Annotated in this window: 13 protein-coding genes; all 13 read left to right on the top strand. The window is 65.0% G+C overall.

Going from position 1 to position 13232, the window contains the following annotated elements; genetic code table 11:
* Positions 1-98 precede the first annotated feature (98 nt).
* The 13 genes from rplJ (at position 99) to G9373_RS17285 (ending at position 13149) form a co-directional block, all read left to right on the top strand.
* Positions 99-659, top strand: coding sequence for a 50S ribosomal protein L10 (rplJ, locus tag G9373_RS17345; RefSeq protein ID WP_005252102.1), 561 nt, complete (start codon positions 99-101; stop codon positions 657-659).
* 78 nt (positions 660-737) lie between these two features.
* On the top strand, positions 738-1124 hold the full coding sequence (gene rplL, locus G9373_RS17340; protein WP_005252104.1) for a 50S ribosomal protein L7/L12: 387 nt from the start codon (positions 738-740) through the stop codon (positions 1122-1124).
* Positions 1125-1427: 303 nt separating this feature from the next.
* Complete coding sequence (locus G9373_RS17335) at positions 1428-2522, top strand: ABC transporter ATP-binding protein (RefSeq protein WP_005258257.1); 1095 nt, start codon at positions 1428-1430, stop codon at positions 2520-2522.
* Between the two features lie 9 nt (positions 2523-2531).
* Complete coding sequence (locus G9373_RS17330) at positions 2532-3326, top strand: ABC transporter permease (protein ID WP_005252107.1); 795 nt, start codon at positions 2532-2534, stop codon at positions 3324-3326.
* A 4-nt stretch (positions 3327-3330) separates the two neighbouring features.
* On the top strand, positions 3331-4191 hold the full coding sequence (locus G9373_RS17325) for an ABC transporter permease (protein ID WP_005258256.1): 861 nt from the start codon (positions 3331-3333) through the stop codon (positions 4189-4191).
* Positions 4188-5546 carry an MCE family protein gene (locus G9373_RS17320; protein WP_133984976.1) on the top strand — a complete coding sequence of 453 codons (1359 nt, stop codon included), beginning with the start codon at positions 4188-4190 and terminating at the stop codon, positions 5544-5546. The genes G9373_RS17325 and G9373_RS17320 overlap by 4 nt, the downstream gene beginning before the upstream one ends.
* Positions 5543-6622, top strand: a complete 1080-nt coding sequence (locus G9373_RS17315; RefSeq protein WP_005258253.1) for an MlaD family protein — start codon at positions 5543-5545, stop codon at positions 6620-6622. The genes G9373_RS17320 and G9373_RS17315 overlap by 4 nt, the downstream gene beginning before the upstream one ends.
* A complete protein-coding gene (locus G9373_RS17310) occupies positions 6619-7614 on the top strand; it encodes an MCE family protein (RefSeq protein ID WP_005564073.1) in 996 nt (331 codons plus the stop codon). Before G9373_RS17315 ends, G9373_RS17310 begins: the two co-directional genes overlap by 4 nt.
* Positions 7614-8870 (top strand): MCE family protein, encoded by a 1257-nt coding sequence (locus G9373_RS17305; RefSeq protein WP_005564074.1) that lies wholly within the window; start codon positions 7614-7616, stop codon positions 8868-8870. The genes G9373_RS17310 and G9373_RS17305 overlap by 1 nt, the downstream gene beginning before the upstream one ends.
* Positions 8867-10165 carry an MCE family protein gene (locus tag G9373_RS17300; protein ID WP_005564075.1) on the top strand — a complete coding sequence of 433 codons (1299 nt, stop codon included), beginning with the start codon at positions 8867-8869 and terminating at the stop codon, positions 10163-10165. The genes G9373_RS17305 and G9373_RS17300 overlap by 4 nt, the downstream gene beginning before the upstream one ends.
* A complete protein-coding gene (locus G9373_RS17295; RefSeq protein WP_005258243.1) occupies positions 10162-11409 on the top strand; it encodes an MlaD family protein in 1248 nt (415 codons plus the stop codon). Before G9373_RS17300 ends, G9373_RS17295 begins: the two co-directional genes overlap by 4 nt.
* 134 nt (positions 11410-11543) lie before the next feature.
* Positions 11544-12140, top strand: coding sequence for a hypothetical protein (locus G9373_RS17290; RefSeq protein WP_005574377.1), 597 nt, complete (start codon positions 11544-11546; stop codon positions 12138-12140).
* A gap of 202 nt (positions 12141-12342) precedes the next feature.
* On the top strand, positions 12343-13149 hold the full coding sequence (locus tag G9373_RS17285; RefSeq protein ID WP_005574378.1) for a hypothetical protein: 807 nt from the start codon (positions 12343-12345) through the stop codon (positions 13147-13149).
* Positions 13150-13232: the final 83 nt, after the last annotated feature.

Below are 13232 nucleotides of genomic sequence, written 5' to 3'. Positions count from 1 at the left end.
CGGGGCGTTTTGCATGTCGTGGATTGTGTGCTCCGGGATTCCGGCGGTACGCAGCGGTTCCGAAGTGGGATAACGACTGTCATGAGAGGAGGCGAAGTATGGCAAAGCCTGAGAAGGTTTCCGCGGTTGCGGAGATCACCGAGCAGTTCAAGGGTTCGACCGCTGCTGTGATCACGGAATACCGTGGTCTGACGGTGGGCAACATCACGACACTGCGACGCGCTCTCGGAGAAGGTGCCACCTACTCCGTCGCCAAGAACACCCTGGTCAAGCGTGCCGCTGCTGAGGCGGGCGTCGAGGGCCTTGATGACCTTTTCGTCGGTCCGACCGCCATTGCATTCATCAAGGGCGAGCCCGTCGATGCTGCGAAGGCTCTGAAGAACTTCGCTAAGGACAACAAGGCGCTCATCATCAAGGGCGGCTACATGGACGGCGCTGCGCTGTCCGTGGACGAGGTCAACAAGATCGCGGACCTCGAGTCCCGCGAGATCCTGTTGGCCAAGCTTGCCGGCGCGATGAAGGGCAACTTGGCAAAGGCCGCAGGCCTGTTCAACGCTCCTGCTTCGCAGGTGGCCCGACTGGCTGCTGCTCTGCAGGAAAAGAAGGCCGCAGAAGGCGGAGCTGCCGAAGCTCCCGCCGAGGCTGCAGCCGAAAGCTGATCCGCACCCGCGCATCACTGCTATAACCCCGCCCGGTCGCGGATCAGCGACATGGGACTTACAGGAAGGACCGCCACAATGGCGAAGCTCAGCACCGAAGAGTTGTTGGACCAGTTCAAGGAGCTCACCCTCCTCGAGCTCTCGGAGTTCGTGAAGGCATTCGAGGAGACCTTCGAGGTCACCGCCGCTGCCCCGGTCGCCGTTGCCGCTGCAGGCGGAGCACCGGCTGCCGCCGAGGCTGCTGAGGAGCAGGACGAGTTCGACGTCGTCCTCGAGTCGGCCGGCGACAAGAAGATCCAGGTCATCAAGGTCGTCCGTGAGGTCGTTTCCGGCCTCGGCCTGAAGGAAGCCAAGGACCTCGTCGAGGGTGCTCCGAAGGCCATCCTGGAGAAGGTTGCCAAGGACGCGGCCGACGCCGCCAAGGAGAAGCTCGAGGCTGCCGGCGCGAAGATCACCGTCAAGTAAGACGGTCTCTCCCGCGCTGCTCGCCGAGCAGACGAAGAGGGCCACTCCCCATCCGTGGGGAGTGGCCCTCTTTTTGCGTCCGCAGACGGCTTCGGAGTGTCGAGATTCCCGGCCGAAAGCTGGACGCGCGACCAGAAATTTCGCTACCGTTATCCCAGTTCAGACGCGTTGTTTTGCATAGTGGGACCCGCTGTTGGCATGCTTCCTTACTCATGAGTAGCATCCCTTGTCACAGGTAACACGTCGATGCGATAGAGTGACCCAACCCACACGGGGTGAGTGCATCGAACGGTCGCGGAGGTAATGGTGGGAGTCGAGGTATCCGTCGAGGGACTGACCAAGTCGTTCGGCTCGCAGAGGATCTGGCAGGACGTCACATTGACCCTCCCTGCCGGTGAGGTCAGTGCGTTGCTCGGGCCGTCGGGTACGGGTAAGTCGGTGTTCCTGAAGTCGCTGATCGGTCTGCTCCGCCCGGAGCAGGGTTCGATCGTGATCGACGGCACCAACATTCTCGAGTGCTCGTCCAAGGAGCTGTACGAGATCCGGAAGCTGTTCGGAGTGCTGTTCCAGGACGGCGCGCTGTTCGGGTCGATGAACCTGTTCGACAACGTGGCGTTCCCGCTGCGCGAGCACACCAAGAAGTCCGAGTCCGAGATCCGCAAGATCGTGATGGAGAAGATGGAGCTCGTCGGCCTGCTCGGGGCCGAGGACAAGCTGCCCGGCGAGATCTCCGGCGGCATGCGCAAGCGCGCGGGCCTGGCCCGGGCCCTGGTGCTGGACCCGCAGATCATCCTCGTCGACGAGCCGGACTCGGGTCTGGATCCGGTGCGTACCACCTACATCTCGCAGACGTTGATCGACATCAACGCCGAGATCGACGCGACGATCCTGATCGTCTCGCACAACATCAACCTCGCGCGGACGGTGCCGGACAACATCGGCATGCTGTTCCGCCGGCATCTGGTGATGTTCGGTCCGCGGGAGGTGCTGCTCACCAGTGAGGAGCCGGTGGTCAAGCAGTTCCTCAACGGCACGATGATCGGTCCGATCGGGATGTCGGAGGAGAAGGACGAGGCCACCATGGCGCAGGAGCAGGCGATGGTCGATGCCGGCCACCATGCCGGTGGTGTCGACGACGTCGAGGGCATCGTCCCGCAGATGAAGGCGACGCCGGGGATGCCGTTCCGGCAGGCCGTGGCCCGCCGTCAGGAACGCGTCCGGCACATCATGCACACCCTGCCGGAGAATGCCCAGATCGCCATCCAGGAAAGCCTCGACGAGACTTCCGGCGGAAACGGCGGCGGGGGCTACGACTACGCATACAGCCAGGAAGACACACAGGTCATCCCCGCATACCGGGGCGAAGGATACGAAAACACCACTCACGGGCAAGGGTAGGCATATCGGATGGGGGTTACCCGCAGCTCGGTCTTGCGGCCGGTCAACGGTGCGCTGACGCAGGCCGGAAATATCGTCGAGCTCTTCGTCGACGTCGCACGAAACACGTTCAAGCGGCCGTTCCAGTTCCGCGAGTTCATCGAACAGGCCTGGTTCATTGCCAGCGTCACGATCCTGCCGACGGCAATGGTCGCGATTCCGTTCGGCGCAGTGGTGTCTCTGCAGACCGGATCGCTCATCAAGCAGCTCGGTGCGGAGTCGTTCACGGGAGCGGCCAGCGTGCTCGCCGTCATCCAGCAGGGTTCCCCGCTGGTGACGGCACTTCTGGTGGCCGGGGCTGCGGGCTCGGCCGTCACGGCGGATCTCGGTGCGCGGACGATCCGCGAAGAGATCGACGCCATGGAGGTTCTCGGTATCAACCCGATTCAGCGACTCGTCGTGCCTCGGGTGCTTGCCATGGTTCTCGTCGCGATCCTGCTCAACGGCCTCGTGTCCGTGGTCGGTATCGCGGGCGGGTACTTCTTCAACGTCATTCTCCAAGGGGGTAATCCCGGTGCGTACCTGGCATCGTTCTCGGCCTTCGCGCAGCTTCCCGACATCTGGGTCGGCGAGCTCAAGGCGGCCGTCTTCGGTGTCATCGCCGGTGTCATCGCCGCGTACAAAGGCCTCCACCCGAAGGGCGGACCCAAGGGCGTCGGTGACGCGGTGAACCAGTCTGTGGTGATCACGTTCCTGCTGCTGTTCTTCGCGAACCTGATCCTGACCATGGTGTACCTCCAAATCGTTCCGGCGAAGGGATCGTGACCCGATGACAATCGCCAAGGGACGCGGTGACCGGACGCTGATGGCGGCACGCCGAGTCGGTCGTGCGCCGCTCAACGTGCTCGACCGGGCCGGCGAGCAGATGTCGTTCTACGCCAGGGCAATCGCCTGGTCGCCACACACTCTCGTGCACTACCGCAAGGAAGTGCTCCGGCTGCTCGCCGAGGTCACATTCGGCAGCGGCGCGCTCGCCGTCATCGGCGGCACCATCGGCGTCATCGCGATGATGTCCGGCTTCACCGGCGTCGTCGTCGGACTGCAGGGTTTCGCCGCGCTCGAACAGCTGGGCAGCTCGGTCCTCACCGGCTTCCTGTCCGCGTACGTCAACACCCGTGAGATCGCGCCGATCGTTGCGGCACTCGCGCTCTCGGCCACCGTCGGTTGTGGTTTCACCGCGCAGCTCGGCGCCATGCGCATCTCGGAGGAGATCGACGCGCTGGAGGTCATGGCGGTACCGAGTGTGCCGTTCCTTGTCACCACCCGCATGATCGCGGGATTCGTCGCCGTCATCCCGCTGTACATTGTCGGTCTGCTCGCGGCCTATCTCGCCTCCCGCGTCATCAGTACCGTGTTCAACGGCCAGTCGACCGGGTCCTACGACCACTACTTCAACTTGTTCCTGCCACCGCAGGACGTCCTGTATTCGTTCGCGAAAGTGCTGATCTTCGCGTTCGTGCTGATCCTGATCCATTGCTACTACGGCTATCACGCGTCGGGTGGTCCCGCCGGTGTGGGTGTGGCCGTGGGTCGGGCGGTCCGCACCGCGATCGTCACCATCGCCGTTCTCGACTTCTTCCTGAGCCTCGCCATCTGGGGCACGACGACCACAGTGAGGGTGGCCGGATGAGCAACACGACATCTGTTGTGGGCCGACGGGTGCTGGGGCTGGTGTTCTTCCTCGTCCTCGCGTTGTTCCTGGTCTTCACGATCGGCATGTTCAACAAGACGTTCACCAAGGTCGTCAAGATCGACCTGCTCACGGACACCGCCGGAAATGCCCTGCCGCCCAATGCGGACGTGAAGGTCCGTGGCCTCATCGTCGGCGAGGTGCGCTCGGCGTCCTCCCATGAGGGCGAGGTCACCCTGGATCTTGCGATCCAGCCCGACAAGGCGCAGCTGATTCCGTCCAACGCGACGGCGCGGTTGCTGCCCAAGACGCTGTTCGGTGAGCGCTATGTGTCGCTGATCGTTCCCGAGGGCGACACCGCTCCGCCGATCCAGGCCGGCGACACGCTGCGTCAGGACAAGAGTGGCAACGCCGTCGAGGTCGGCGAGGTTCTGGACGGTCTGCTGCCGCTGCTGCAGGCGATTCCGCCGCAGGACCTGGCGAACACGCTCGGCGCGCTGTCCCAGGGACTGAGCGGGCGCGGTGCCGAACTCGGACTGACGCTCGACCGTCTCGAGGAGATCTTCGGCGGGCTGAACACGGAACTTCCTACCATCCAGGAGGATCTGCGCGGTCTGGCAGATTTCTCGCAGACGTACTCCGAGGCGGCGCCCGACCTGGTCAACGCCCTCGACAATCTCCGTACCACCGGAAATACCGTGGTGGAGAAGCAGGGCGAGATCTCCACGTTGCTCGCGTCGCTGACCGGAACCGCGTCCAGCACCGCGGATCTCCTGCAGACCAACGCCGAATCGATCGTCAGTATCGCCGCCGATTCGCGTGAGGCACTGCAGATCCTCGGCCGTTACTCGCCGAGTTTCGGCTGCACGTTCGCGGGCTTCGCCAAGTCCGCTCCCGTCGCCCGTGAACTGCTGGCACCGGACGATCCGTACCCGGGTGTGCGTGCCAGCGTGCAGTTCGTCAATCCGAAGGGTCGCTACGTGCCCAACCAGGACGAGCCGCGGCTGCTCGACAACCGCGGACCGGCTTGCTACGACAACGTCACCGCTCCGGGGGGGAAGTTCCCGCAGTACCCGGGCGGGTCGTCCTACAACGACGGTGCCTACCAGGTGCCTTCGCGGAATCCCGGCCCGTCGACCATCGACTTCCTCCCGGCGCCCGCCGGAGTCCCCGATCAGGTCCCGGGGTACGGAGCCGAGGTCACGCCCGCAAGTTACGCGGGTTCGAAGATGGAGCAGGACACGTTGGACGTCGTCTACGGCGAGGCCGGGGGCATGGCGCCGGAGGACGTGCCGAGCTGGACGACACTCGTCGGCGCGCCGACCATGAGGGGGACTGAGGTGAGCTTCAAGTGAGGGGCCTGGCCGCACCATTGGTCAAGCTGATCGTGTTCGCCGTGGTCACCATCCTCGCGACCGGTTTGCTGGCCGCCACCATCGCCAACCTCGGTGGCGGCGGTGGCACCAAGTTCAACGCGATCTTCTCGGACGTCACCTCGCTCAACGAGGGCGACGAGGTCCGCATCGCCGGTGTGCGTGTGGGTCAGGTCGAGAAGATCGCGATCCACGACGACCGCGAAGCCGAGGTTCAGTTCACGGTGTCGGAACGGGACTGGCTGCCCGCCAGCACCACCGCGACCATCCGCTTCCGGAACCTCGTGGGGCAGCGCTACATCGCGCTCGAACAGGGCGAGGGGCAGCAGGGAATGAAGATGAGCGGCGGCGACACCATTCCGATGGAGCGGACGAAGCCTGCCGTCAACCTCACCACGCTGTTCGACGGGTTCCGTCCGCTGTTCCAGACCCTCAGTGCCGACGACGTGAACAAGTTGTCCTACCAGATCATCCAGGTGTTCCAGGGCGAGTCGGGAACCATCACGGAACTGGTCGAGAACACGGCAAGCCTCACCAACACCGTCGCCGACAAGGATCGGGTGATCGGTGCGGTGATCAACAACCTCAACGACGTGCTGGCCACGGTGAATCAGCGTGACGATCAACTCGATTCGCTGATCGTCAACACCCAGCAACTCGTCACGGGCCTGGCGAACGAGCGGGGAACGGTCGGTTCGGCGGTGACGTCCCTCGCGGGACTGACCGACGCGACGGCCGACCTGCTCGAACCCACCCGACCGTCCATCCAGGAATCCATCACGTCACTGAACACGCTGGCGACGACGTTGAACCGTAACTCCGACACGGTCAACAGCGTTCTCCAGACGCTTCCGGTAAAGCTCGAGAAGCTCGGCCGGGCAGCCAGTTACGGATCCTGGTTCCAGTTCTACCTCTGTGGAGTCGACATCGTCGCAGGACCAGGTACCGCGCCCCAACTGAACCTGCCCACGGGCTTGCCCACCGTCAACCAGCCGCTCTATACCAACTCGGCGAAACGGTGCACGCAGGACGGCCTACAGGAGTTGCAGACACGATGAGCAGACGTCGCAGCCCGGCAGTGGCTGGTGCCCTCGGCATTCTCGTGGTGCTGTTGGCCACCCTGTCGGCTTTCTTCCTCGATTCGCTGCCGTTCATCGGCGCCGGATCGACCTATCACGCCGAATTCACCGAGGCGGCAGGGCTCAAGCCCTCCAACGAGGTCCGGATCGCCGGCGTCAAGGTCGGCAAGGTCACGTCCGTCGAGCTCGACGGGGACCATGTGGACGTCGCCTTCAAGGTGTCGGACGCGTGGGTCGGCAACGAGACGTCGGCGTCCATCCAGATCAAGACGATCCTGGGTCAGAAGTACCTGGCCCTCGACCCCCGTGGTTCGGACACCCTGAATCCGAGCGACGTGATCCCGTTGGACCGCACCACGTCTCCGTACGACGTGATCGAAGCGTTCTCGGCCGCCGCACAGACGGTGGGTGACATCGACTCCGATCAGCTCGCACAGAGCATGGTGACGCTGTCGCAGGCGTTCGAGGGAACTCCCACGGAGATCCGAGCCTCCCTGGACGGTGTGAGCAGGCTGTCGCAGACCATCGCCAGCCGCGATCAGGAACTGCAGAAGTTGTTCGACGCGACCGGCAAGACCACCAAGGTCCTCGCCGACCGCAACGCCGAATTCAACCGGTTGATCAGCGACGCCGGTCTGCTGCTCGGTGAGCTCAACAGCCGTCAGCAGTCGATCTCTCAGCTGCTCACCGGAACTCAGCGGCTGTCGCAGCAGTTGACCGGACTCGTGCGCGACAACGAGGCCGCCATCGGTCCCGCGCTCGAACAGCTCGACGGTGTCGTCGAGATCCTCAAGGCCAACAACGAGAACCTGGACAAGGCGATGAAACTGTACGAGCCGTTCGTCCGCCTGTACACGAACGTGGTCGGTAACGGTCGCTGGTTCGACCAGGTCGTGGTGAACCTCCTGCCGCCGGGTCTGCCCGACATTCCCGGTCCGCGCGATCCCGTCCGCACGTTGGGGGGTAACTGATGGCAGACGTCGAGAACGGCGCCGAGCGCGGCGGACGCGGCGGGGTCGCCCTCATCGCGGGAATCGTCATCGTCGCGCTCGTGATCGCCGGGGCCCTGTGGTGGTTGTTCACCCGCGCAGGAACCACGCAGATCACCGCGTACTTCGACAAGTCGGTGGGCATCTACGAGGGTTCCGACGTGCGGATCCTCGGTGTGAAGGTCGGATCAGTCGACGGTGTCGAACCGCAGGGCGACCAGGTGAAGGTCGACATGCGCGTCGATCGTGGCGTCGACATCCCCGCCGACGCGAAGGCAGCCCAGGTCACGCCGTCCGTGGTGTCCGACCGCTACATCCAGCTCGCGCCTGCCTACACGGGCGGCGACAAGATGCAGAGCGGTGCCGTCATCTCGCGTGACCGCACGGCCACTCCTGTCGAGGTGGATGAGCTGTACGCGAGCATCGAGAAGCTCTCCACCGCTCTGGGCCCGGACGGGGCGAACAAGGAAGGCGCGCTGTCCCAGTTCGTCGAGACCGGCGCGGCCAACCTCGACGGCAACGGAGAGGCGCTGGGGCAGAGCATCAATCAGCTGTCCGACGCCGCCCGCACGCTCAACGAGAGCCGCGGCGACCTGTTCGACACCGTCAAGAACCTCCAGGTGTTCGTGGGTGCGCTGGCGGCCAACGATCAGCAGGTCCGCGACTTCAATTCGCAGCTCTCCGACTTGTCCGGATTCCTTGCGGGGGAGCGGGAGAACCTCGGTGCCGCCCTCAACCAGCTGGCGATCGCCCTCGGCGACGTCTCGAAGTTCGTGGCCGACAACCGGGAGATCCTCGCCGAGAACGTGGACGATCTGGTTCCGGTGACGCAGACCCTCGCGGACAACCGCGAGTCGCTCGTCAACTCGCTGACCCTGCTTCCGCTGGCGATCAGCAACCTGGCCAACTCCTACGACGCGGAGTCCGGCAACCTGGCATCGCGTCTGGCGTTCCCGGATCTGCAGGATCCGGCCGGCGTCGCGTGCAAGTTGATCGACCTCGGCAAGCTGGTTCCCGGCGATCCGCGGTTCGAGCAACTCGGGCGTCAGATGCAGCCGCTGATCGACAACTGCGCCAACATCACGTCGCAGATCACGCAATCGGCGAAGACGCCGTCGCTCGTGCTTCCCTTCGGGATCATGAGTGCCGACAACATTCAGCGGACGGTCACGCCCGGCACGGTGCCGGGTGTCGTGTCGCCGCGATTCGAAGGTGCAACGGGTGGTGAGGGCGAATGAAGCGGTCGGTAATCCTCGGCGCCGGTGCGTGCGCCGTCGCCATTGCAGTGACGTCATGCTCGTCGGAGGGAATCTACGGAGTTCCGCTGCCGGGCGGTCCGGATGTCGGTGACCACCCGATGCACCTGACGATCCAGTTCGACGACGTCCTCGACCTCGTCCCGCAGTCCGCAGTCAAGGTCGACGGTGTTCCGGTGGGCCGGGTCGAAACGATCAAGGTGGCGCCGGACGGCTGGACGGCGGATGTGGAGGTCGTCCTCGACTCGTCCGTCGATCTCGCGGCCAACGCGGTCGCCGCCATCGAGCAGACGAACCTGCTCGGCGAGAAGTTCGTCCAGTTGTCCGAACCGCCGGAGGACAAGGATCCCGCGCGGCTCGAGGACGGCGACACGATCTCCCTCGATCGCACCCGGCACGCCACCGAGATCGAGCAGGTACTCGGCGCGCTGTCGCTGCTGCTCAACGGTGGCGGCGTCGGCCAGTTGCAGCCGATCGTGCACGAACTGACCACCGCACTCGACGGGCGTGAGGATCGTGTCCGCGGACTTCTCGAGCAGGCGAACACGCTCATCGACGGTCTCAACCAGCAGCGCGACGACATCACCCGCGCCCTGGACGGACTCGACACCTTGACCACACGGGTGAACGAACAGAACGAGAAGATCGGGCTGATCCTCGATCAGCTCCCGATCGCCGCCGAAGTGCTCAACGAGCAGCGTCCGCAGCTCACCCAGATGCTGACGCAGCTGGACCGGCTCGGTACCGTCGGCACGGACGTGATCAACAGGTCGAAGAACGATCTGATCGCGGATCTCCTCGCACTGCGGCCGACGCTGAAGGCGCTCGCCGAGTCCGGCGACGACCTGCCCAATTCGCTCGCGTTCATCCCGACCGTCCCGTTCCCGGACGGTGTCGAGAAGATCGCGCTCGGCGGATCGGTCAACCTGTTCCTCACGGTCGACCTGCAGATCGGCGATGCGCTCAGCGCACTCGGCGTCGGTCAGGGCGACCCGGTGTACGTGCCGCCGAAGTTCGGTGAGCCCAAGCCGATCGTCGATCCCTCGAACCCGTACTACAACGGCAACGGACCGAAGCCGGGATGGCCGACGGTGTCGCTGCTGCCGATTCCGCCGATCATCCCCGCCCCGACGGGTCTGCGGATCCCGGGTCTCCCCGGAACCGCGCCCGCGGCCGGCAACGGTGCAGAGAACGGCACGACGGACGGCGCAGCGCCGTCGCCGCAGAACCCGCTCGGGGGACTGCTGGAGCAGTTCGGAATCGGGGGTGGACAGTGAGGTCACGACTGGTCAGGATCCAGCTCGTCGCGTTCGCCATCGTGGCGATGCTCGGGCTGGTCTACGTCGGCGCCAAATACGTCCGCCTCGACAACCTGCTCGGGTTCGGTGAATTCGACGTGAACGCGCAGTTCAAGGACTCCGGCGGCATCTTCACCAACGCCGAGGTCACGTACCGCGGAGTTCCCGTCGGCCGGGTCGGCGAGCTGTCCCTGACCGCGGACGGAATCAACGTCGAGTTGAAGATCTCCTCGGGTGGGCCCGACATCCCGGCGTCGGCCAAGGCCGTCGTCGCCAACCGATCCGCGATCGGTGAGCAGTACGTGGACCTGCAGCCCGACAGCGACCAGGGGCCGTTCCTCGAACAGGGCTCGGTGATCACCGAGGCCGACACGTCGACACCCGTTCCGGTCGAGCAGGTGCTGATGGCCACCGACGGTCTGGTCCGGTCGGTTCCGGTCGACTCGTTGCGCACGGTCGTCACCCAGCTGGGAACGGCATTCAACGGCAAGGGCGAGGATCTGCAGACACTCGCGGATTCGCTGTCGACGCTGACGAAGGACGGACTCGACGTCCTCCCGCAGACCCTGGCCCTCATCAGGGACAGCCAGACGGTGCTGGCGACGCAGTCCGATCAGTCCTCCGCGATCGCCCAGTTCAGTTCGGACCTCGACGCGGTTGCGGCGCAGCTGCGGACCAGCGACCCCGATCTCCGCGCGATCATCGACAAGGGAATTCCGGCGAGCGACGAGGTCGGTCTGCTGGTGAACCAGATCGGTCCGAGTCTCACCACCGACCTGACGAACCTCGCCGCTGTCGGCGACAAACTGGCTCCGCAGGCGATCGCGCTGCGGCCGATCCTGATGTTCCTGCCTGCCATCGCGGCGTCCGCGTCGACGGTGGCCCCCGGCGACGGCACGGTGCATCAGGGCATCGTCCTGGAAACCAACAATCCGCCGTCGTGCACACTCGGTTACGAAGGGACACAGGAAATCCTGGCCGAGATGAAGCGGCAGGACCCGAACTTCGACGACACCCAGCAGGACTTCCCGTACAACACGAAGGCCAACTGCGACGCTCCCCAGGGAAGCGTGACGGGTGTGCGAAGTGCAGACCGCATCGTGTTCGCCGATCCGGACACGATCCAGCCGTGGGATTTCAAGCCGAAGGTCATGCCTGACACTCTCAACTTGAATCCCATCGCAACGCAGCTCGCGCCGCTCCTCGGGGTTACTCCCAAGTAGCATTCGGTCCCGACCGAGGGCGAGTAGAAGAAAACAATCAGTAGGGTATTGGTGTGACGCGAATTACCACGCCCCCGGAGTCGGGACAATCGACTCCGGGGAAGGACAGAACTCTGAAGGCCTCGTTTGCTGCGGTGACCGCACTGGTGGTGATCGCGGTTGTCGCAGCCGGATGGTTTGGCTTCGGGTGGGCGCGCGCTCTCTTCGTGGACAAGCCGATCGCCGACGCACGCGATTCCGCGTTGACGGGCGCCCAGCAGGCCGCGATCAACCTCAACTCGGTCGATTCGAAAGACCTCGACGGATCGTTCGAGAATATGAAGTCGTCGATCACGGGCGACAAGATGAACCAGGACCTCCAGGCGACGATGGACGGGTTCACCGACCAGATGCGTCAGTCGGGTGCGGCGAGCAAGGCCGAGCTGATCCAGGGCACACTCACGGAACTGAACACCGACGACGGCACTGCGAAGGCGCTGGTCGTCGTGGCAGTCACCACCACGTGGCCCGACCGCTTCGACAAGGCCAAGGTGACGATGCGGATGGACGTCCAGGACGTGGACGGGGTCTGGAAGGCCTCGTCGGTCGAACCGGTGGGCGGGCGTATTCCGCTCGAGAGCGGTCCGGTGCCCGCCGACGGCGCGGCTCCCGCCCCGGCCCCCACCGAACCGGCTCCCGCCGAGCAGGCGCCGGCTGAACAGGTGCCCGAAGGCGACAGCGGCGGTCAGTAGTCCTGATGTGCCGCGGCGGCGTGTCGCTGCGGTGTCCACGTCGACGACAGCTCGTCGTGTAATGAGAAAGTGGTGAACTATGCCCCCCAAGCGCCGAAACAACGTGCCGGACAGCGCTGCAAAGGGCAGGCGTCCGCGCGTGGCGGGGACCCGTCAGACAACGCCGAAGCCGCCCCGATCGGAAACCCCGGCCACGGAGCCTGTGGCGAAGACGAAGAGCGAGCCGGTGACGAAGCCGGAACCGGCGAAGAAGCAAGAGCCGGTCGAGAAGTCGGCCCCGGTGGCGAAGGCCGAGGCCGCAACGACCGCAGCAGCAGCCGCGGCCTCCTCCGCCGCGTCCGACGGGGCGTCGAAGACCTCCGACACGAACGCGACCGTGTCGCTGGCCAAGTCGGTGTCGACCGCGAAGACCGCGTCCGCGGGAAAGACGAAGGTGCCCAACCTTCAACCGCGCATCAGCAAGCAGCAGGCCCCCACCGCCGCCGAGACCGCGGCCGATGGCAACGGGTCCGGCAGGATCACCTGGAAGCTCGTCGGGATCCTCGGAGCCGTGGCGGTGGTGCTCGGGGTGTTCGCGGTCGTCGCGGCGTTCAAGCCCGGCGCAGACATCACGAACACCGCCTGGGTCGACGAAGGCGCCACTGCCGAGGTGACCAAGGCGGGAACCGAGGCGATCGAGACGCTGTACACGTACAGCTACGAAACGATCGATCAGGACTTCGAGAAGGCGCGCGGCTACCTCAACGACGCCAAGCGTGACGAATTCGACTCGACCGCCGACACCACCAAGGAGGCCGCCATCCAGACCAAGACGGCCACCCAGGCCTCGGTCACCGACATCGGCGTCACGGTGCTCGACGGCGACCGCGCCGAGCTGCTCGCGCACATGAACGTCAGCGCCACCGGTGACGCCGTGGCTCAGGGCAGTGCCGCGACCCCGTTGTCGATCAAGATGGAGAAGATCGACGGCAAGTGGGTGCTGTCCGACATCTCCGACAGCGAGGGCTGATCCTGCCGCCCGGAAAGAATTGAGCCGGAACGGGATCCGCGCACGCTGCGCAGGTGCTCGCCGGATTGTCGTCTCCGGCAACG

The sequence above is a fragment of the Rhodococcus sp. A14 genome (assembly GCF_011603105.1).
Classification (GTDB): Bacteria; Actinomycetota; Actinomycetes; order Mycobacteriales; family Mycobacteriaceae; genus Rhodococcus_F; species Rhodococcus_F opacus.
The sequence above is the reverse complement of the archived record's forward strand: the minus strand, read 5'-3'. Positions and strand labels throughout refer to the sequence as shown.

What these genes read in the sequence shown, in the direction of transcription:
- G9373_RS17310 (WP_005564073.1), top strand. Translation starts at nt 6,619, where the DNA reads ATGAGCAGACGTCGCAGCCCGGCAGTGGCTGGTGCCCTCGGCATTCTC.
- G9373_RS17330 (WP_005252107.1), top strand. Translation starts at nt 2,532, where the DNA reads ATGGGGGTTACCCGCAGCTCGGTCTTGCGGCCGGTCAACGGTGCGCTG.
- rplL (WP_005252104.1), top strand. Translation starts at nt 738, where the DNA reads ATGGCGAAGCTCAGCACCGAAGAGTTGTTGGACCAGTTCAAGGAGCTC.
- G9373_RS17320 (WP_133984976.1), top strand. Translation starts at nt 4,188, where the DNA reads ATGAGCAACACGACATCTGTTGTGGGCCGACGGGTGCTGGGGCTGGTG.
- G9373_RS17335 (WP_005258257.1), top strand. Translation starts at nt 1,428, where the DNA reads ATGGTGGGAGTCGAGGTATCCGTCGAGGGACTGACCAAGTCGTTCGGC.
- rplJ (WP_005252102.1), top strand. Translation starts at nt 99, where the DNA reads ATGGCAAAGCCTGAGAAGGTTTCCGCGGTTGCGGAGATCACCGAGCAG.
- G9373_RS17305 (WP_005564074.1), top strand. Translation starts at nt 7,614, where the DNA reads ATGGCAGACGTCGAGAACGGCGCCGAGCGCGGCGGACGCGGCGGGGTC.
- G9373_RS17325 (WP_005258256.1), top strand. Translation starts at nt 3,331, where the DNA reads ATGACAATCGCCAAGGGACGCGGTGACCGGACGCTGATGGCGGCACGC.
- G9373_RS17300 (WP_005564075.1), top strand. Translation starts at nt 8,867, where the DNA reads ATGAAGCGGTCGGTAATCCTCGGCGCCGGTGCGTGCGCCGTCGCCATT.